This is a genomic window from Actinomadura sp. 7K534, from assembly GCF_004348575.1.
GTDB lineage: Bacteria > Actinomycetota > Actinomycetes > Streptosporangiales > Streptosporangiaceae > Spirillospora > Spirillospora livida.
Map to the genome: position 1 here is coordinate 11,764 of NZ_SMKB01000080.1, position 17,443 is coordinate 29,206.

Consider the following 17,443-nt stretch of genomic DNA (forward strand, 5'->3'; position numbering starts at 1 on the left):
TCAGCCGTGGCGGCGTCCCACGTCCGCCAGGAACCGGTCTCCCGCGCGGCGGCCGATGCGGCCGATCGCCCGGTTCGCGGTCGGCGACACCCGGGAGAGGGCGCGGCCCAGGCGGGCTTCTGCCGCGACGTACACGACCGGTGTGTCCTGCCGGACCGCCCGCAGGACGGCCCGTGCCACCTTCTCTGGCGGGAATCCACGTCGCTCTACCGCGCGTCCCATCCGCTCACGCAGCTCGTTGTCCACGCCTGGGGCCATGCCCACGAAACGGGTCCGGCCGGTGATGGGCGTGTCGATCGCTCCGGGGCAGATGGCGGAGACGCCGACGCCGTAGCGGTCCATGTCGAGGCGGAAGCACTCGGTCATCTGGAGCACCGCCGCCTTGGTGGCCCCGTACGCGGGCAGTTCGGGGCTCGGCAGGTACGCCACCATGGACGAGATGTTGACGATGTGGCCGCCTTCCCCGCGCTCCATCATCTGCCGTCCGAACAGGCGGCAGCCCCGGTACATGCCGTCCACATTGATGGCGCGGATGCGCGCCCAGTCCTCCTCCGGTGTGTCGAGGAGTGAGCCGGCCATGGCGATGCCCGCGTTGTTGACGACGACGTCCGGTACGCCGAACGAGTCACGGACGTAGTCGGCGAACCGCGCCATCGCGTCCGCGTCGGCGACATCGACGCTGTACGCGTGGGCTTCGCCACCGGCCGCGGTGATCTCGTCCACGGTGCGCTTGGCCGCGCCCTCATCGATGTCTGCGACGACCACGCTTCCCCCTTCTGCGGCGAAGGCGTGGGCGGTGGCGCGGCCGATACCGCTGCCCGCCCCGGTGACGACGACGAGATCGCCGCCGAAGTCCCTGCCCGGCACTCCCGCCGCGCGGGCGCGGGCGAGGGCCTGCGTCTCCGGTCCGCCCTCGATGTGCTCCACGAACTCGGTGACCCAGCGGGCGACGAGGTCCGGGTGGCTGCGCGCCATCCAGTGCCCGGCGGGCGCACGCCGCACGTACAGCCGCGCCACCGGGCCGCGGGCCGACAGCAGCAGCGACCGCGACCCGTACCGGTCCTTGGTCGGGACGATGAGCTGCACGGGCACGTCGGTCCGGCCCTCGTCGGCGGGCCCGGCCCCGCCTCCACGGCGTCGGCCCATGTTCGCGCGGTACAGGCCGAGCCCGTTGCGCGCGTCCGCCGCCAGGGTGGCCGCCGGGTGACCGGAGCGCGGCTCGGCGCCCTCGCGCAGCCCCAGCAGCCGCGGGAACCCGGTGGCCAGGACGCGCGCCGCGGCCTCCCCGACCTTCGGCGCCATCAGCACCGGCATGTAGACGCTCCGCCGCGCCTGCCCGACGACCTCCGCCACCCCGCGCGGCCCGGACCGGACGGCCTCCCGCGCCCAGCGCGCCATGTGCCGCCGGTCCGGGCCGGAGATCGAGGTGAAGGACGCGACGCGGCCCCGCAGCAGGTCCCCGATGACGGCCTCCCAGCCCTGGACCGAGCCCCAGTCATGCCCCACGAGGTGCACGGGCTCCTCGGCACCGACCCCGTCCAGAACAGCCTGGAGATCGCCCATCAGCGCGTCGAGCCCGTAGTCGAGCGGGTCGGCGGGCACGGTCGAGGCTCCGGCGCCGCGCACGTCGTAGGCGACGACGCGGAACCGGCCGGCGAGCCGCTCGGCCACCTCGTCCCACATCGCGCTCGTGTCCGGGTAGCCGTGCACGAGGACGACCGTCGGCCGGCGCTCCGCACCGCGCACCCGCACCGCCAGCTCGACCTCGCCCGATTTCACCCGAAGGTCACCCATGACGCCGCCCACCCCGGTCCGTAAGAGCTCGTTTACCGTGAAACTACGCCCGTCCGGGAGGCCGCCGACAGCGCGCGGTCCCGCCTACCGGACGGGCTGGCGGAGGATCGTGCGCATCTTCGCCGGGTCGGCCTCACCGGGATCCGACAGGTAGATCTCGTGGTGCAGGCCGTTCCGGACGAGACCCTCCGCCTCGATGAGCGCGACCATGCGGGCGAGGGACGCGGGCTCCTCCGAGTAAGGCCCGCGGTGAAGCATCTGGACGCACAGCCCGTCGGTGAACGTCACGCGCTGGACGCGGCACGCCGCGGGCATCCCCGGCCGCACCCGTTCGACGACCGCGTCCACCGAAGTGATGTCGTCCGGGAGCCGGAGGAACAGGTGCCACCACCACTCGTCGCGCGGCACGTCGAACGGTGAGCGCTCGTCCTCGACCCACCAGCGTCCTTCCAGCGGCACCATCGGCGCACCGAGCGCACCCATGACGGCGTACAGCGCGCCCACGCTCTGGCCGTAGGCCGCGCCTCCCGGCTCACCGCGCCCGGTCACGGCCAGGCCCGACACGGGGCCGTGCTCCACCAGCTCTGGTTCCTCCGCCGCCTCGTACCAGCTCGCCCCCGTCTCCTTCAGGGGCACGTTCACTTCGCTCACTGGGAGTCCTCCACTCGTATCTGCACCCGGGTCTCCAGGCGCTCGGGCGGCGTGGTCGCGGGGTCGCTGAGGTACACCTCGCGGACCGGCCCCGCGGGCGTGTGCCCGTGGTCGCCGAACCACGCGAGCACGCCGTGGACGGTGAGCGGAATCTCCTCGTACGGGCCGACATGGACGGCCGAGGCGAACATGCCGCCGGGCAGGAGGTCGTCGCCGTCCGGCGCCTCGACGGTCACGCGGACGTCGAACTCCTCCGCCATGTCCAGCGGGAACAGCCCGACCAGCAGGCCGCCGGGCGACATCCGGGGCAGCAGCCGGGCCACGCACGCCCCCGTCGCATCGGGGATCGTCGCGGGCGTCGCGGGCTCGCGGGCGGTGAACACCCGCCGCGCCGGTTCCCGGACGAGCGACACCTCGTGCTCCGGCAGCCCCTCGGCGAGCACGCGGTCCAGGAGCCGCAGCCCGCGCCGCCGCCTGGCGACGTCGGCCTCGATGCGGTCCCGCGCCGCCTTCAGCTCGGCGCGCTCGTCCCCGGACAGGACGCGCGCCACGACCGGCAGCGGGACGTCCATCGCCCGCAGCAGCCCGATCATCAGCGCGTCCCGCGCCTGGGCCGGCCGGTAGTACCGGTAGCCGGACGCAGGGTCCGTCCACGCCGGGGCGAGCAGCCCCAGGTCGTCGTAGTGCCGGAGCTGCTTGACGCTGAGCCGGCACAGCCGGGCGAAGCGTCCGATCGGCAGGAGATCCTTGCTCACGGGCACCACCCTGACGTCTCCCCCGGTGGGAGAGTCCAGCTCAGCCGGCGGTCGGGCGCGCGTCGAGCCCGGTGCAGCCCCGCAGGTTGTTCCACCGCTGGACGGCCGACTTCGCCTGGGCGCCCTTCAGCGGGATCGGGATGCCGCCCAAGATCTGGGCCGGGTCCCACTTGTCCTTGGTGACCTTGCCGTTCTCCACCTTCAGGTAGAGCACACCGGACTCCGCCGTCTTGCCGTTGGCGGAGTAGAACACGAAGTTCCCCATGCCGTAGTGGACGTACGCGTCGTTCATGTAACCGCCGCCCGCCAGGATGTGCTGGTGGCCGCCGACGAGGATGTCGGCGCCCGCCGCGATGAGCTTCTCGGCGAGTTCCTTCTGCCGCGGCAGCGGGCAGGGCTCCAGCTCCGCACCCCAGTGCAGGTGGACGATGACGACGTCGGAACCCTTGCTGGCCTCCTTCACCGCCTGGACCATCCGGGGGACGTCCTTGGCGGAGGCAAGCCCGCCCTTGGAGTCGGTGGCCGTCCACGCCTGGATCAGGTGGTCGTCCAGTACCTGCGTCGCCCCGACAATGGCCAGCTTGTTGCCCTTAACGGTCACGCGGTAGGGACGGTAAGCCTCAGCAGCGTTCCTGCCGATCCCAACGGTCGGGAACCGGGTGCGCTTGATGGCGGCCAGGGAGTCGCGTAGGCCGCCCTCCGAGTAGTCCATGCCGTGGTTGTTGGCCATGGACGCGACGTCCACTCCGGCGGCCTTCAGCGCAGTGAGCGCGGTGGCCGGGGCCCGGAACGTGAACTGCTTGCCGGGCGCGGGCGTACCGCCCGTCGTGATGGCCGTCTCCAGGTTGACCATCGCGAGGTCCGCGACGCTCAGCTTCTTCGCGATCGGCCCCAGCGCCGTCTTGGGGTTGTTGAGGCGCGGCCGCAGGATGCCCTCGAAGTGCACGTCGCCGCCGAACGCGAGGATGATCGGCTCCTTCGCGGGCGGCGCCGGCTTCGTCCCGCCCGAGGGCGCGCCCGACGTCGCGGACGGCGGCGTGGCGCCCTCCGCCTCGGAGTCGCCCGAACTGCCGCACGCCGCCGCCGTCAGCGCCAGCGTCCCCGCCATGGCCGCGGCCACGGCCGTCCTTCCACGCATGCTCATCGCCTCACCTGCGTCGCCCCGGCCCCCTTGGATCCCCCGGGTCGGACGCCAAGCATGCCATGCACCCCCGCCGCCCTGACAAAGACATGCGTTTCAAAAACTTGAATCGTTCAGGTCCCTGGGGTTAGGTGGAGCCGAGCCCCATGCCTTCTCCGGAGGGACGGCCCAAGCCTCGGGGCCTCCCTCACCGGGGGTGTGTCTCCACGGAAACACGCCCCGAAGCGGCCGGGCGGCCTCCCCCGCCCGGCCGCTTCTCCGTCCCCGCGCTCCCTGACGTGGCGCTATAGGCTCTGGCCAGGTACCGGACCGAGTGCTAGGAGCCCGCACATGCCCCTCCCCGCCTGGGCGACGGACCCCTCAAGCCTCCTCATCACCCGGGAGGAGTACGAGGCCCTGCCGGCAGAGGTCTGCAAGACCATCGAGGTCGTGGACGGCAGCGTCATCTTCTGCGAATCACCGTCACCCCGGCACCAGCGCGTCCAGCGGAACTTGACCCGAGCTTTGGACAACGCGCGGCCTACCGGCGGCCCCTGCATCACCGATCTTCCCGAGGGCATGAAGCTCAAGGTGGCGTTCTCCGAGTTGGAGAGCGTCTGACGGCCGGTCAGCGTTCTGCTTTTCGGTGGTTGCCCTGGGTCAGTTCGTAGGGGGCTTCAGGTTCGGGCAGTTCTTCGGGGTCGGGCTTGGCCGTAGCCCTTTCTGACGCGGCTTCGTCCAAGGAGCCGCTGAAGGCGCCGGAGACGGCCTTTAGGCCGGTGGTGACCTCGCTTGGGATGACCCAGAACGTGTTGCCCGTGCCGTCGGCTAGTTTCGGGAGGGTCTGCAGGTACTGGTAGGCGAGGAGCTTCGGGTCCGGGTCGGCCTCATGGATCGTGTTGAAGACGCGCTCGATCGCGGCGGCCTCGCCCTCGGCCTCCAGGATCGCGGCCTGCCGGGAGCCCTCGGCGCGCAGGATCGTCGACTGCTTCTCGCCCTCCGCGGTCAGGATCTTGGACGCGCGGGCGCCCTCCGCGGTCAGGATCGCGGCGCGCTTCTCCCGCTCGGCGCGCATCTGCTTCTCCATCGCGTCCTTGATGGACGGCGGCGGCTCGATCGCCTTGATCTCCACGCGGGTGACGCGGATGCCCCATTTGCCGGACGCGTCGTCCAGCACCCCGCGCAGCGCGGTGTTGATCCGGTCGCGGGAGGTCAGCGTGGCCTCCAGGTCCAGGGTGCCGATGACGTTGCGGAGCGTCGTCGCGGTGAGCTGCTCGATCGCCTTGATGTAGTCGACGATCTCGTAGTCGGCGGCGCGCGGGTCGGTGACCTGGAAGAACAGCACGGTGTCGATGTGGACGACGACGTTGTCCTCGGTGATGACCGGCTGCGCGCCGAACGAGACCACCTGCTCGCGCAGGTCGATGCTGGTCTTCACCCGGTCGACGAACGGGATGACGAAGCTGATGCCGGGTTCGAGCGTGCGGTGGTAGCGGCCGAGGCGCTCCACGTTGCGGGCCCGTGCCTGGGGGATGATCCACACGGCCCGCATCACCGCGCTGACGAGCAGGGCCAGCCCGGCGATCAGGGCGATGAGGACGGTGACGGCGATGTCGGTCATGGCTGCCCCTCGTTCGAGGAAGAGACCGGATAGAGCAGTGCGGTCGCCCCTTCGATGGCGAGCACGTCGGCGACGGCGTCGGCGGGGATGACCACGTCGGGGTCGTAGGGGCGGGCCGTCCACTCCTCGCCGCCGATCAGGGCGCGCCCGCCGCGGCGGTTCACCTCGGTGAGGGTGAGCGCCTCGCGGCCGACGAGCGCGGCGGTGCCCGAGCGCAGCGGCGGCGGCTGGGTGATGTGGCGGCGCGCGATGGGACGGACGACGGCGAGCCCCGCGACGGACCCGATGGCGAACACCGCGACCTGCGCGGCGAAGGGGAGGCCGAGCGCGCCGGCGAGCCCGGCGGCCAGGGCGGCGGCGGCCAGCAGGCCCAGCGCGAACGTGAGCGTGAAGATCTCGGCGATTCCGAGCAGCGCGGCGACGGCCAACCAGACGACCCACGACTCCATAGCAGCTCCTCACGGCTGCCCGAAAGCCCTTCCCGCCAAGGTAACTCCAAAATCGACATCTCGGCCATGCCCGGTCAGGACATCTCGCGTCATGGCGTCCCCGGGCCGGGACAGGCCATGATGGAAAGGAGCCACTTACGAGGAGTGTCCCGATGGGCGAGCGCACGGCCTTCCGCACCTGTCCCCTCTGCGAAGCCCTGTGCGGCCTCGAACTCACCCTGGACGACGCGGGGACGGTGACACGCGTACGGGGCGACAGGAAGGACCCGTTCAGCCAGGGCTTCATCTGCCCCAAGGGCGCGACGCTGGGCAGCCTCGACGGCGACCCCGACCGGCTGGCCGAGCCGCTCGTCGGGGGCGCACCGGCGGGCTGGGACGAGGCGTTCGAGACCGTCCGGCGCGAGCTGGCCGCCGTGATCGCGAAGCACGGCCGGGACTCCGTCGCCGTCTACATCGGCAACCCGACCGCGCATTCGCTCGCCGGCCCCCTCTACGCGGGCGCGATCGTCAAGGCCATCCGCACCCGCAACATGTTCTCGGCCAGCACCGCCGACCAGATGCCGAAGCACGTGTCGTGCGGGCACATGTTCGGCGACCCCCTGGCGATCCCCGTGCCGGACCTGGACCGCACCGACCATCTCCTCATGCTCGGCGCCAACCCCCTCGAATCGAACGGCAGCCTGTGCTCGGCGCCGGACTTCCCGGGGCGGCTCAAGGCGATCCGGGCGCGCGGCGGCAAGGTCGTCGTCGTCGACCCCCGCCGCACGCGGACGGCCGCCCTCGCCGACGAGCACCTGTTCATCCGCCCCGGGACGGACGCGTTCCTGCTGATGGCGCTCGTCCACACGCTGTTCGCCGAGGACCTGACCGCGTCCGCCGAGCACCTCGCGGGGCGCGTCAACGGCCTGGACGAACTGCGCGCCCTCGCCGTCGACTTCGCCCCCGAGCGCGTCGCGGAGATCACCGGCGTCCCGGCCGCCACGATCCGCCGCACGGCCCGCGAACTCGCCGCGGCCGGGCGCGCCGCCGTCTACGGACGCATCGGCACCTGCACCCAGGCTTACGGGACGCTCAACAGCTGGCTCGTGGACGTCCTCAACGTCCTGACCGGAAACCTCGACCGGCCCGGCGGCGCGATGTTCCCGCGTCCGGCCCATGCGCCCGTGTACCGGCGCAAGAAGCCGTTCACGACCGGGCGGTGGCGCAGCCGCGTCCGCGGACTGCCCGAGGTCAACGGGGAACTGCCCGTCGCGACCCTCGTCGACGAGCTCGAGACGCCCGGCGAAGGCCAGGTCAAGGCGCTGATCACCATCGGCGGCAACCCGGCGCTGTCGGCCCCCAACTCCGACCGGCTCGACCGCGCGCTCGCCGGCCTGGAGTTCATGGTCAGCGTCGACCCCTACCTGAACGAGACGACCCGGCACGCGCACGTCGTCCTGCCGCCGCCGCGGCCCGCGCAGACGCCGCACTACGACCTCGCGCTGGTCGGGCTCGCCGTCCGCAACTACGCGCGCTTCTCCGCGCCGGCGGTGCCGCTGCCGGACGGGCGGCCCAGCGAGGCGGAGATCCTGGCGCGCCTCGCCATGATCGCCTCGGGCACGGACGGCGACCCCGCCGCCCTCGACGAGCTGATCATCAACACGACGCTCACGAAGGCCGCCGCCTCCGCGGGCTCGCCCGTCCACGGCCGCGACCCCGAAGAGCTGCGCAAGATGCTCGACAGCGGCACCCCTACCGAGCAGCGCCTCGACATGATGCTGCGCCTCGGCCCGTACGGCGACGGTTTCGGGGCCGAAGCGTCCGGCCTCACCCTTACCCGGCTGCGCACCGAGCACCCGCACGGCCTCGACCTGGGCGCCCTGGAGCCCCGCCTGGACGAGGTCCTCTGCACCACCTCAGGACGCGTGGAGCTGTGCCCGTCCACGTTCGCCGCCGACGTGGACCGCCTCCACTCGGCACTGAACGACCCCGCGCCCCCCGGAATGCTCCTGATCGGACGCCGCCACCTGCGCTCCAACAACAGCTGGCTGCACAACGTCCCCGAACTGGTGCGCGGCTCCAACACGTGCACGCTCCAGCTCAACCCCGCCGACGCCGAACGCCTCGGCATCTCCAACGGCGACAGCGTCCGCGTCACGTCCCGCACGGGCACCGTCGAGGCCGTCGCCGAACCCACCGACACCGTCATGCCCGGCGTCGTCAGCCTCCCGCACGGCTGGGGCCATGACCGGCCCGGCACCCGCACGGAGGTCGCCCACCGCCACGCGGGGGTCAACGTCAACTGCGTCACCGACGACCAGGAGATCGACCCCCTGTCCGGCAACGCCGTGTTCAACGGCGTCCCCGTCACGCTGGAGCCCGTGACGCGCTGACCCCGTGGTTTAGCCCCATCCGCCATCAGGTAGGAATGACTGGCCACATACGTACGCAGAAGACCACTGTCGCGACAGGCGTCTCAGGCGGAGGAGGGGCATGATTCGCAGGACGAGCCGGCGCATGTCCCGGCCCCAGGGCTCGACCCGACTGGCGACCGCCACCGAGAGCCTGGAACGCGCCCGCGGCCTCGACCGCACGATCCGCGCCCTGTCCACGGCCGTCCGGCGGACGCTGCGCACCGGCACGGTCAAGGACACCCTGCACGGCGTCCCGATCGGGCACCCGGCGCACCCGCCGCTGACGGACCTGCCCATGGGCATGTGGATGTCCGCCGCCCTCCTGGACCTCGTGCCGGGCACCCGCCGCGCCTCGCAGACCCTCGTCGCCGCCGGGCTGGCCGGCGCCGTCCCGACCGTCCTCACCGGCATCGCCGACTGGTCGGCGATGCACCGCGAGCAGCAGCGCGTCGGCCTGGTCCACGCGGCGAGCATGGCGACCGCGAGCGGCCTGTACTCGGCGTCCTTCGTGGCCCGCTACCAGGGCCGCGACGCCGCCGGCCGCGCCTTCGGCTTCGCCGGCCTCACCGCCCTCCTGGCGGGCGGCTACCTGGGCGGCCACCTCGCCTTCCGCCAGGCCGGCGGCGCCAGCCACGCCGACCAGACCGCCCACCTCGTCAGCCTCGGCTGGCACGACCTGTGCAGCACCGACGACCTCCCGGACGGCTGGCCGGTGCACCGCCGCCTCGGCTACATCAGCCTGTTCGTCCTGCGCACCGGCGACGAGGTCCACGTCCTGACCGACCGCTGCAGCCACCTGGCCGGCCCCCTCCACCAGGGCCGCATCGTCACCGACGACAACGCCGACACCTGCGTGATCTGCCCCTGGCACGGCAGCACCTTCCGCGTCCGCGACGGCGCCGTCGTGCACGGCCCCGCCACGGCCCGCCAGCCGTCGTTCGAGACCCGCGTAACCGACGAGGGAACGGTCCAAGTCCGCCCCCTCGGCTGACCAGCGGCCAGCAGGACCCTCGTCAGCGGTCCGGCCTCGGGATGCCGGGGCCGGACATCCGCCGGACCGCTGCCAGATTCGCCCGCACTGTCTCGGTGGTCGGGTGCTCGGCCCCGAGAACCCGTTCGGAGTCGGCGAGAACCCGTTGGAAGAGTGGGAGCGCACGCCCCGGGTTGCCGGCCATCGCGTAGGCGTGGGCGAGATTGTTGCGGGACGCCAAGGTGTGCGGATGATCAGCACCCAGCACCCGCTCCCGGTCGGCCAAGGTGGCCTTGTAGAGCCTGACCGCGCGTACCGGGTCGCTGGCCGCCGCGTAGGCGGCGGCGAGATTGTTGCGGGACGCCAGAGTGCCGGGGTGGTCGTCGCCCAGCAGCCGCGCGCGATCGGCGACGGTGGCCTCCAACAGCGGGATCGCACGTCCCGCGTCACCGGCCACCACGTAGGCATGAGCGAGGTTGTTGCGAGACCCCAGGGTGTCCGGGTGGTCGTCGCCCAACACCCGCTCGCAATCGGCGAGAGTGGCCTCCAGCAGCGGGATCGCACGTCCCAGATCACCGGCCGCCTGGTAAGCGGACGCGAGGTTGTTGCGAGACGCCAGCGTGTCGGGGTGATCGTCACCCAGGACCCGCCTCCGATCAGCCAGGGTGACCTCGTACAGCCTGACCGCACGCCCGACGTCACCGGCCGCCTCGTATCCGGAGGCGAGGTTGTTTCGATAGGTAAGGCTGCGGTGGTGGTCAGGCCCTAGCAGCCGTTCGCAGTCGTCGAGGATCCGGCGGTACAGCGGAACCGCACGTCGCAGGTCACCGGCCACCTGGTAGGCGAGCGCGAGGTTGTTGCGGAACATGAGGACGTCGGGATGATCGTTGTCTAGCGTGCGCTCGCAATCCGTGAGGGCGGCCTCGAACAGCGGGATCGCACGTCCCAGATCACCGGCCGCCTGGTAAGCGGACGCGAGGTTGCTGCGGGACTCCAGGGTGTCGCGGTGGTCACCGCCCAGCATCCGCTCGCGACCGGCCAGAGCGCGCCGGAAGTATGTGATCGCACGGTTCAGTGCCCCTTGGCCGAGCAGAAAGCACCCGGTTCCGCTGAGCACTCGCGCCATGGCGATCGTGTCGGTGTCGGGGCCGGTGCGTTCTGCCAGAGCGGTGACGTGGGGGGCGAGGATCTGCCAGGTCGGCCACTGTGCCGGATCCTCGACCGTGGTCGGGATGGCCTGGTTGAGCAGGTCGGTGGCCTCGGTGCGCGCTCGGTCGATGTCGTCTGGACGACGGTGGGGGTCGCCGTCGTCCTGGACCGGACGCGGGTCGGGAGTACGGGCGACCGCTTGGACCAGGCGGTGGAGGGCGATGGTGTCGGCGTCCAGGTTGATCATGTTGTAGGCGGACAGGTCGCCCAGCGCGGTCGCGAGGTCCGCCGGGCCGCCGAGCGGGGCGAGCAGGCCGCGCGGTATGCCCTCGGGCGCCCACCACGCCAGGACGCGCAGGACGTCTCCGGCCAGCGACCCGTCGGCGGCGAGGTGGTCGAGCGTGAGGCGCCAGATCCGGGCGATGGTGCGTTCGCCGTCAGCGCCGCGGGCCGCCCGGTCGTACATCACCGCCGGTTCCGTCCGCAGCAGCCCCAGATAGGCCGTCGGGGACAGGTGCGTCTGCCGCATGTAGGCGCCTGCCTGCTTGACGGCCAGCGGCAGATGGCCAAGCTCGGCGCACAGTTCGGCGGCACCGGTCAGGTCGGCGGGACGGCCCGTGGTGAGGATGCGGGCCAGCAGCTCCTCCGCCTCGGACGCACTGAGCACGTCCAGCTCGATCAACGCCGGGACGAGGTCGTACCACCCCTCCCGCAGCCGACTGGTGATCAGGAACCGGCCTCCCGGAGCGCCTGTCACCAGTTCGGCCACATCGGCGGGGTGAGTGACGTTGTCGAGCACCACCAGCCAGCCGGTGTGCGTGGCCAGCCACCGCCGCGCCCACGCCGCCCGCTCCTCCTGCCCCACCGCCGCCGGCGCACTGCGGGTCATCTCGGGCACCAGCATCCCCGCCAGGTCGGCAAGCCCCGCGGTGACGCCCGCTGCCGAATCGGCGGTGACCCACCACGTCAGGTCATGGGCGTCGGCGTGCTGGTACGCCCACTGGGCTGCCAGCGCGCTCTTGCCCACACCGCCCAACCCGTGGACCGCCTGCACCACCGCCCCACCGGGGGTTGCCAGCGCGTCGTCCAGCTCGGCGAGTTTCCCGTCCCGCCCGACGAACGTCGCTGTGCGCAACGGCAGGACGGGCGGCACCCGGGCTGGGGGATCTACGTCTTCGGGTCGCGGCAACGACGCCGCCTGATACACGTCACCCACGTGCGTGGACGAGTCGATGATGTCGCCACCGGCCGCCATCGCCCCGGTGCCGGGAGCTTCAACCCGTCCGTCCGGCTGCTCCGCGTCTCCGCTTCCCTCGCCCTGTGACGAGCCGCCTCGCCTGCGCCTCACGGTGTCGCCTGGTCATCCCCGGTGACTTCGGTGTGGGAGTCCCCAACATCACCGCCAGCAGCGATGGCGCCCAGCCCCGAGGCGCTGACCCCCTCGTCGGCACCCGCAGCCGGTGGCGCCGGTGCCGGCCCGCCTGCGGACGGCCGCGTCACCTTGGTCGATGACCCGGTCACCGAACCGTCGGCCGCTATCGAGCCATCCCCTGACGCCGACACACGCTTGGGTGGCGCCGGTTCCGGATCGGCCGTCGCCCGGAACGTCAGCCACGCCATCAGGACAACTCCCGTCACCACGAACGCCACCGCGGCCGCCCACCACGCGAGCCCCCATTCCTGGGTCAGCATCCCCGTGGCCACGTTCACCGCCGCGCCGACCACCACGCCCGCCCCGGCCGCAACCGCCTGCCGACGCCGGACGCCTCCACTGCTCATCACACCTCCCGCAGCGCCGACCCCGCCCGCGAAACCCCGTCCTGGACTGATTGTTCCGCGCCACCCCGCCGTCCACCGCAGCTTCGCCGCACCTGGCCAACACCGTCCAGGCCAGAACGTTCGACGCACAGCGACGAGCCCTCGACCCATGTGCGGGGCGAGGGCTCATACAGAGGCTGAGAAGGATCAAGTCGGGTCGTGCTCCCCGCGCTTCACGCGGGCGAGGAATGTGCGCCAACCGGCAGCGTCGAGCGCAATGTGGGGAGCTTCGGGGGCCATCGCGGTTGACGCCGTGCCGCGTTGCCGCGTCATTCGGGGGTGGCGGCGAGCGGGTTCGCGGGCGAATCCAGCCAGGTGTGCTGGCCCTTGGGAGTCACAGTGAGGCCGTACCTGGTCAGATCTGCCTTTCCGGCGGCCTGCCAGCGCTCCTCCGCAGCTTGAACACTATGGGCGCTCACCTGCTGAGCACGGAGGGGCATGAAGGGTGCGGAACCGACGCACCGTCCTTGCGCCGTGCCGTCGTCTTGGACGCGGAGTACCGCGAGAGGCCAATCCGGATGGACCGTTGGCGCCAGCGGTACGACGATCAGTCCACCAGGCCGGGTCTGACGGACCCAGGCGTAGGGGACGGTGTGAGCGGACGCCGTGACGATGATCCGGTCGAACGGCGCACCGGGCGGGAACCCCTCTTCCCCGTCCCCCGTGACCACCTCCACCGGGAGACCCACCGACGCAAGAGCTTTGCGGGCCTGGGACGCGGCCACCGGGTCCAGCTCCGTGCTGACGACGTTTCCCGCGCCGACGAGCTTGGCGAGGACGGCGGCGTTGTAGCCCGTGCCGGTCCCGATCTCCAAGACCCGCATGCCGGCCTCCAGCTCCATGGCCTCGATGAGGCGTGCCATGATCGACGGGGCGCTGCTGGAGCTGGTGGAGATCATTCCCTTGCCCGTCTCCGGGTCGCATATCCCGGCGGGCAGCGACGGATCGGGCTCCACCCGCGTCACGACCGGGGCATCCGCCTCTACCTGCTCCCGCCACCGCTCCGGATCATCGGCGCGACGCAACGGCACCAGCCATCCCGCCTCGTCCCGCACGAAGATCTCCTCCGGGATGAACGGTGCCCTGGGCACGAACGCGATCACGTCGCGGACGGTCACTGCTTACCCGTCCCGTTGCACATGGCACACCGCCTCCACACCCGGTTTCCGTCGTCGGACACCCAGCTGCCCCCGTTGCCGCTGCAGGGCGAGCAGTCCACTTCCTTTTTATGCTTACCCATCGCGCCTTCCCTTTTGGTTGATCATCAGGTTCACGGTCACCATGTGCCGGGGAACAGCCGCTGCTTCAGAAAGCGGTCTACACGTTCCGCCGCCGCTTTTGCATCCCCACAGGGGGCCAGGAACCCATATCGCCCCCACCTGGCGTCGTGATAACCCCACGCACCCCCGGGGGTCGCCAGGACGCTCACCAATGATCCGGCGTCGTCCGTCACGCCGCTGGCGTACACCCACAACAGGGGAACCGGAACGGTGAACTCTCCACTTCCATAAAGTCGGATATATCGCCAGCCGCGTGCTTTGAGTGCCACGGCCAGCAAATCCAGATGCCGCACCGCGACGTCCCGTCCGCAACGCGTCCGCCACCGGAGGACCGGCCGCCACCGGCCCATGACCTGACGCAGCCAGCGAACCATCTGCCTCTCCTCCCGGCTCCACCGGCCACCGCACCGTTCATGGCTCACGCGCCGACCCTCGCCCACACCCATTTCCCGCATGGCTCCGTCGGTGTGACACCGCACTCCAACGACAACGCCTCTACGATCGGCAGGCCCCGCCCACCCAGGCCGTCGCCGTGGCCCGGGTCGAGCGACATGGCGTCCGGAGCCACGTCACCCGCCATCAACTCCAGCCCACGCTTGCGGACCGGCCGCGCATCCGAGCGGTCCCATACCGACAGCAGCACCGCGTTCAGCTCCCGCGTGAGCGTCACCCGGACCTTTCCGTCTGGGACGTGCAAGACCGCGTTGGTGACAAGCTCACTGGCGATCAACGAGACATCGTCGGTGAGCTTGGACAGCCCCCAACCGGTCAGCCGCAGTTCGACGAGCATCCGCACCTCCCCCACGGCGGTCTTGGCCGCAAGGAAGGTCACGTCAAGGGCGCCCTGTGCGCTGGGTGTCGCCATCTTTGCCGCCTCCGCTACGATCTTTTTGCTCTCCGCACAGGCTCACACACTCACTGTTACCTTTGCTTTGTCTCGGGACCGCTTCGAGAGTCACGGAGGAGTCATGGCCAGCACCGCTGAGTCGATCAACCCGATGGACGGACTCTGGTCACTTCTGGCCTACATGCTGCGGAAACTCCGCCAGCAGCACCGCCAGTCCCAAGCCGAGGTAGGACGGCTCGTAGCGGCCGACCACAAGACGGTCTCGAATTGGGAGGCTGGGAGGAACCACCCACCCGTCGAAGCCCTCCGGGTCCTCGACCTTGAGTGGAAGACAGGCGGACTCCTGGAAGCCCTCCGCCACTACGCCAAGACCATGCAGGCCCCGGCGCAGTTCCTCGCGTTCGTCGAGTACGAGGTTCTGGCCGACGTGATCCGCATGAACGGCGTGGCGTTCGTCCCGGGCCCGCTTCAGACACCCGAATACGCGCACGAGGCGTTCGCCCTTGCGGGGGAGCCGAACATAGAGGACCAGGTCAGGCAACGGATGGAAAGGCAAGCGATCCTCAACCGAGCCGATCCGCCCTACGTCTCGATCCTGCTGTCGGAGGTGGCTCTGACAGTGATCCCACCGGCCATCCTGCCGGGCCAACTCGTCAGGCTCGCAGAAGTGGCAGACCTCCCCAATGTCAGCCTGCGGCTGGTACCGGCCGCTGTCGGCCTCCAGGTCGGACTGATCGGGGATTTCTACCTGTTCACCACGTCAGCACGTGAAGTCGGGTTCGTCGAGACCCCCGCTCGTGGAAGACTCGTGACCGAAGTCGAGGACCTGCGTAGGCTGAATGTCGCATTTGACCGAACCAGCGGCCGCGCGCTTACGCCCGAGGCCACCCGCGCCCGGCTCCAAGAGATGATCGAGGCTCACCAATGACCCAGTGGAAAAAATCCAGCCGCAGCGCCAATTCCGGACAGACAGACTGCGTCGAGGTCGCTCGGCTTGACGGGGTTGTCGGGCTTCGCGACAGCAAATCTCCGGAGGCCGGCCACCTCAGCTTGTCCCCTGCCGCCTTCGCTGAACTCGTCGCGGGCGTGAAGCGGAACGACCTGAAAATCTGACCCCGTACGTGGTGGTCCACGGGCCCACCGGCTGATGCCAGTGGGCCCGGCGATGCTCAGGCTTCGGTGCCGACGCCTCGGTCGGGGGCGGCCATGTCGCCCGTGCCGGGAGTGCCTTCGGCGAGGCCATAGCGCAGGTAGACCGTGCCCGTTGGGCTGGCCATCGGGGGTTCGAGGAGGGTGAGGTTCGCGGGGACCGCGCCCTCGTCGAACACCTTCTTACCTACGCCGAGCACGATGGGGTGCACCCAGAGGTCGAGGCGGTCGAAGAGCTTCTCGCGCAGGAGGGTCTGCACCAGGTTCAGGCTCCCGACGACCTTGATGTTCTCGTGGCGGTCACGGATCTCGTGCACCGCGGCGGCCAGATCCGGGCCGAGCTGCGTTGAGTCGGCCCACGGGAGGTCGGGCTTTCCGCGAGAGGCCACGTACTTCGGGATGCTGTTGAAGAGTGCGGCGATCTCGCCGTCCTCACCGCCCTTCTGGTGCGGCCAGTAGGCGGCGAAGATGTCGTAAGTCCGGCGGCCGAGCAGGAGGGCGTCCGTGCCCTCGTACGCGGCGCCGACCTGCCCTCCGGACACCTCGTCGATCAGGGGCGCCTGCCAGCCGCCGAACGGGAAGCCCTCCGGGTCCTCGTCAGGCCCGCCGGGCGCCTGTCCGACGAGGTCTAGGGTCGCGAACATCTCTATGTGGATGAGGCCCATGTCATCTCCTGAGAATCGGTTGTTCCAGTCAGGAGGTTGACCAGGGGGCACCGCCGTATTCATCGCCGCGGCGGCGGCTTCCCGTCCGGCTACCGCGGAAACGGCGGATGCCGCTGGGCGTTGCCGGTCTGGAGCGTGGCCGTGAGGCCGCCGAGGACGGACGCGAGCAGCGCCAGCAGCGTCGGCGGCAGCGCCGCCGCGAAGACCAGCCGCCACCCGAAGGGCACCGCCAGCATCGGGCCCGCGAGGAAGCCGAGGAGAAGGGCGAGCACGCCGGCTCCGATCATCGCCGCGGTCGCCCCTCCCCGCAGGTGACCGGCCCGCAGCGCGGGCAGCGCGGGCAGCGCGGCGAGCGTGCCCGCACCCAGCCCGGACACGACCCGGCCGACCATGATCAGCATGTAGGACGGCGTCAGGAAGGCCAGCGTCGCTCCGATGAGGATCAGGCCGAGGGCGACCGCCGCCGCCCTGTTCGGGAACCGCCGGCCGAACCTCGCCCCGAGCGGTGCGGCCAGCGCCGCGGGCAGGAGATAGCCGAACAGCTCCGACAGGATCGGAGTCACGGTCCCGTGGCCCAGGATCCCCCGGTAACCGCCTGTGGCGACCAGCCCGAAGGGCGCGGTCAGGAGGTACAGGGCCACGAAGGCGCCCAGCGCCGGTCCGATCGCCTCCACCCCGGCGGTCGGCCGCGATGCCATCGGCCCCTGGCGCTGCGGCGGCGCGGGCATGGGCGGAGGGTGGGCGGCGAACTGGTGCGGGGCGGCGGCCGGTGGCGCGGGCGG

17 protein-coding genes are annotated in these 17,443 nt (G+C 71.1%); 5 read left to right on the top strand and 12 right to left on the bottom strand.

The annotated features are described in order from the left end of the window. The 4 genes from E1266_RS17615 to E1266_RS17630 all read right to left on the bottom strand — a co-directional run bounded on the left by E1266_RS17615 (position 1) and on the right by E1266_RS17630 (position 4,338). Entirely contained in the window at positions 1–1,794 is a 1,794-nt protein-coding gene (locus tag E1266_RS17615; protein WP_132048254.1) for an SDR family oxidoreductase, read from the bottom strand. 84 nt (positions 1,795–1,878) lie between these two features. Beyond that, on the bottom strand, positions 1,879–2,445 hold the full coding sequence (locus E1266_RS17620) for a GyrI-like domain-containing protein (RefSeq protein WP_132048256.1): 567 nt from the start codon (positions 2,443–2,445) through the stop codon (positions 1,879–1,881). Then, positions 2,442–3,200 (bottom strand): MerR family transcriptional regulator, encoded by a 759-nt coding sequence (locus E1266_RS17625; protein WP_132048258.1) that lies wholly within the window; start codon positions 3,198–3,200, stop codon positions 2,442–2,444. Before E1266_RS17625 ends, E1266_RS17620 begins: the two co-directional genes overlap by 4 nt. Positions 3,201–3,240: 40 nt before the next feature. Continuing rightward, the gene (locus E1266_RS17630; protein ID WP_132048286.1) at positions 3,241–4,338 is read right to left on the bottom strand and encodes a CapA family protein; all 1,098 of its coding nucleotides are present in this window, start codon (positions 4,336–4,338) and stop codon (positions 3,241–3,243) included. A 333-nt stretch (positions 4,339–4,671) separates the two neighbouring features. Here E1266_RS17630 and E1266_RS17635 point away from each other — a divergent pair, with 333 nt between their 5' ends. Beyond that, a complete protein-coding gene (locus tag E1266_RS17635; RefSeq protein WP_132048260.1) occupies positions 4,672–4,941 on the top strand; it encodes a hypothetical protein in 270 nt (89 codons plus the stop codon). A gap of 7 nt (positions 4,942–4,948) precedes the next feature. Here the strand turns inward: E1266_RS17635 and E1266_RS17640 are convergent, their stop codons facing one another. Then, entirely contained in the window at positions 4,949–5,941 is a 993-nt protein-coding gene (locus E1266_RS17640; RefSeq protein ID WP_132048262.1) for an SPFH domain-containing protein, read from the bottom strand. Further along, a complete protein-coding gene (locus tag E1266_RS17645) occupies positions 5,938–6,390 on the bottom strand; it encodes an NfeD family protein (protein WP_132048264.1) in 453 nt (150 codons plus the stop codon). Before E1266_RS17645 ends, E1266_RS17640 begins: the two co-directional genes overlap by 4 nt. A 152-nt stretch (positions 6,391–6,542) precedes the next feature. Between E1266_RS17645 and E1266_RS17650 the strand changes: the two genes are divergently transcribed. After that, positions 6,543–8,762, top strand: a complete 2,220-nt coding sequence (locus E1266_RS17650; protein WP_132048266.1) for a molybdopterin oxidoreductase family protein — start codon at positions 6,543–6,545, stop codon at positions 8,760–8,762. A gap of 100 nt (positions 8,763–8,862) precedes the next feature. Beyond that, positions 8,863–9,774, top strand: a complete 912-nt coding sequence (locus E1266_RS17655) for a Rieske (2Fe-2S) protein (protein WP_132048268.1) — start codon at positions 8,863–8,865, stop codon at positions 9,772–9,774. A 22-nt stretch (positions 9,775–9,796) separates the two neighbouring features. Here E1266_RS17655 and fxsT read toward each other — a convergent pair whose 3' ends face one another. The 4 genes from fxsT to E1266_RS17675 form a co-directional block, all read right to left on the bottom strand. Further along, the gene (gene fxsT, locus E1266_RS17660) at positions 9,797–12,157 is read right to left on the bottom strand and encodes an FxSxx-COOH system tetratricopeptide repeat protein (RefSeq protein WP_132048270.1); all 2,361 of its coding nucleotides are present in this window, start codon (positions 12,155–12,157) and stop codon (positions 9,797–9,799) included. A gap of 89 nt (positions 12,158–12,246) precedes the next feature. Further along, positions 12,247–12,681, bottom strand: a complete 435-nt coding sequence (locus E1266_RS17665) for a hypothetical protein (protein WP_132048272.1) — start codon at positions 12,679–12,681, stop codon at positions 12,247–12,249. A 308-nt stretch (positions 12,682–12,989) separates the two neighbouring features. After that, positions 12,990–13,838 carry a methyltransferase domain-containing protein gene (locus E1266_RS17670; RefSeq protein ID WP_207945713.1) on the bottom strand — a complete coding sequence of 283 codons (849 nt, stop codon included), beginning with the start codon at positions 13,836–13,838 and terminating at the stop codon, positions 12,990–12,992. A gap of 580 nt (positions 13,839–14,418) precedes the next feature. Continuing rightward, complete coding sequence (locus E1266_RS17675; RefSeq protein WP_132048276.1) at positions 14,419–14,865, bottom strand: ATP-binding protein; 447 nt, start codon at positions 14,863–14,865, stop codon at positions 14,419–14,421. A 103-nt stretch (positions 14,866–14,968) separates the two neighbouring features. On the opposite strand from E1266_RS17675, the gene E1266_RS17680 reads away from it, so the two are divergent. Both E1266_RS17680 and E1266_RS17685 read left to right on the top strand, forming a co-directional pair. After that, positions 14,969–15,775 carry a helix-turn-helix transcriptional regulator gene (locus E1266_RS17680; RefSeq protein WP_132048278.1) on the top strand — a complete coding sequence of 269 codons (807 nt, stop codon included), beginning with the start codon at positions 14,969–14,971 and terminating at the stop codon, positions 15,773–15,775. Further along, the gene (locus tag E1266_RS17685; RefSeq protein WP_132048280.1) at positions 15,772–15,960 is read left to right on the top strand and encodes a DUF397 domain-containing protein; all 189 of its coding nucleotides are present in this window, start codon (positions 15,772–15,774) and stop codon (positions 15,958–15,960) included. Before E1266_RS17680 ends, E1266_RS17685 begins: the two co-directional genes overlap by 4 nt. A gap of 56 nt (positions 15,961–16,016) precedes the next feature. Here E1266_RS17685 and E1266_RS17690 read toward each other — a convergent pair whose 3' ends face one another. Together E1266_RS17690 and E1266_RS17695 are read right to left on the bottom strand one after the other, a co-directional pair. After that, on the bottom strand, positions 16,017–16,661 hold the full coding sequence (locus E1266_RS17690) for a dihydrofolate reductase family protein (RefSeq protein WP_132048282.1): 645 nt from the start codon (positions 16,659–16,661) through the stop codon (positions 16,017–16,019). A gap of 89 nt (positions 16,662–16,750) precedes the next feature. Next, on the bottom strand, positions 16,751–17,443 hold a 693-nt coding region (locus tag E1266_RS17695; protein WP_347876727.1), incomplete at its 5' end, for an MFS transporter.

Excerpts from the sequence above, each read along its gene's own strand:
- E1266_RS17615 (WP_132048254.1), bottom strand. The coding sequence starts at position 1,794 with ATGGGTGACCTTCGGGTGAAATCGGGCGAGGTCGAGCTGGCGGTGCGG.
- E1266_RS17630 (WP_132048286.1), bottom strand. The coding sequence starts at position 4,338 with ATGCGTGGAAGGACGGCCGTGGCCGCGGCCATGGCGGGGACGCTGGCG.
- E1266_RS17635 (WP_132048260.1), top strand. The coding sequence starts at position 4,672 with ATGCCCCTCCCCGCCTGGGCGACGGACCCCTCAAGCCTCCTCATCACC.
- E1266_RS17640 (WP_132048262.1), bottom strand. The coding sequence starts at position 5,941 with ATGACCGACATCGCCGTCACCGTCCTCATCGCCCTGATCGCCGGGCTG.
- E1266_RS17645 (WP_132048264.1), bottom strand. The coding sequence starts at position 6,390 with ATGGAGTCGTGGGTCGTCTGGTTGGCCGTCGCCGCGCTGCTCGGAATC.
- E1266_RS17650 (WP_132048266.1), top strand. The coding sequence starts at position 6,543 with ATGGGCGAGCGCACGGCCTTCCGCACCTGTCCCCTCTGCGAAGCCCTG.
- E1266_RS17655 (WP_132048268.1), top strand. The coding sequence starts at position 8,863 with ATGATTCGCAGGACGAGCCGGCGCATGTCCCGGCCCCAGGGCTCGACC.
- fxsT (WP_132048270.1), bottom strand. The coding sequence starts at position 12,157 with ATGGCGGCCGGTGGCGACATCATCGACTCGTCCACGCACGTGGGTGAC.
- E1266_RS17665 (WP_132048272.1), bottom strand. The coding sequence starts at position 12,681 with ATGAGCAGTGGAGGCGTCCGGCGTCGGCAGGCGGTTGCGGCCGGGGCG.
- E1266_RS17675 (WP_132048276.1), bottom strand. The coding sequence starts at position 14,865 with ATGGCGACACCCAGCGCACAGGGCGCCCTTGACGTGACCTTCCTTGCG.
- E1266_RS17680 (WP_132048278.1), top strand. The coding sequence starts at position 14,969 with ATGGCCAGCACCGCTGAGTCGATCAACCCGATGGACGGACTCTGGTCA.
- E1266_RS17685 (WP_132048280.1), top strand. The coding sequence starts at position 15,772 with ATGACCCAGTGGAAAAAATCCAGCCGCAGCGCCAATTCCGGACAGACA.
- E1266_RS17690 (WP_132048282.1), bottom strand. The coding sequence starts at position 16,661 with ATGGGCCTCATCCACATAGAGATGTTCGCGACCCTAGACCTCGTCGGA.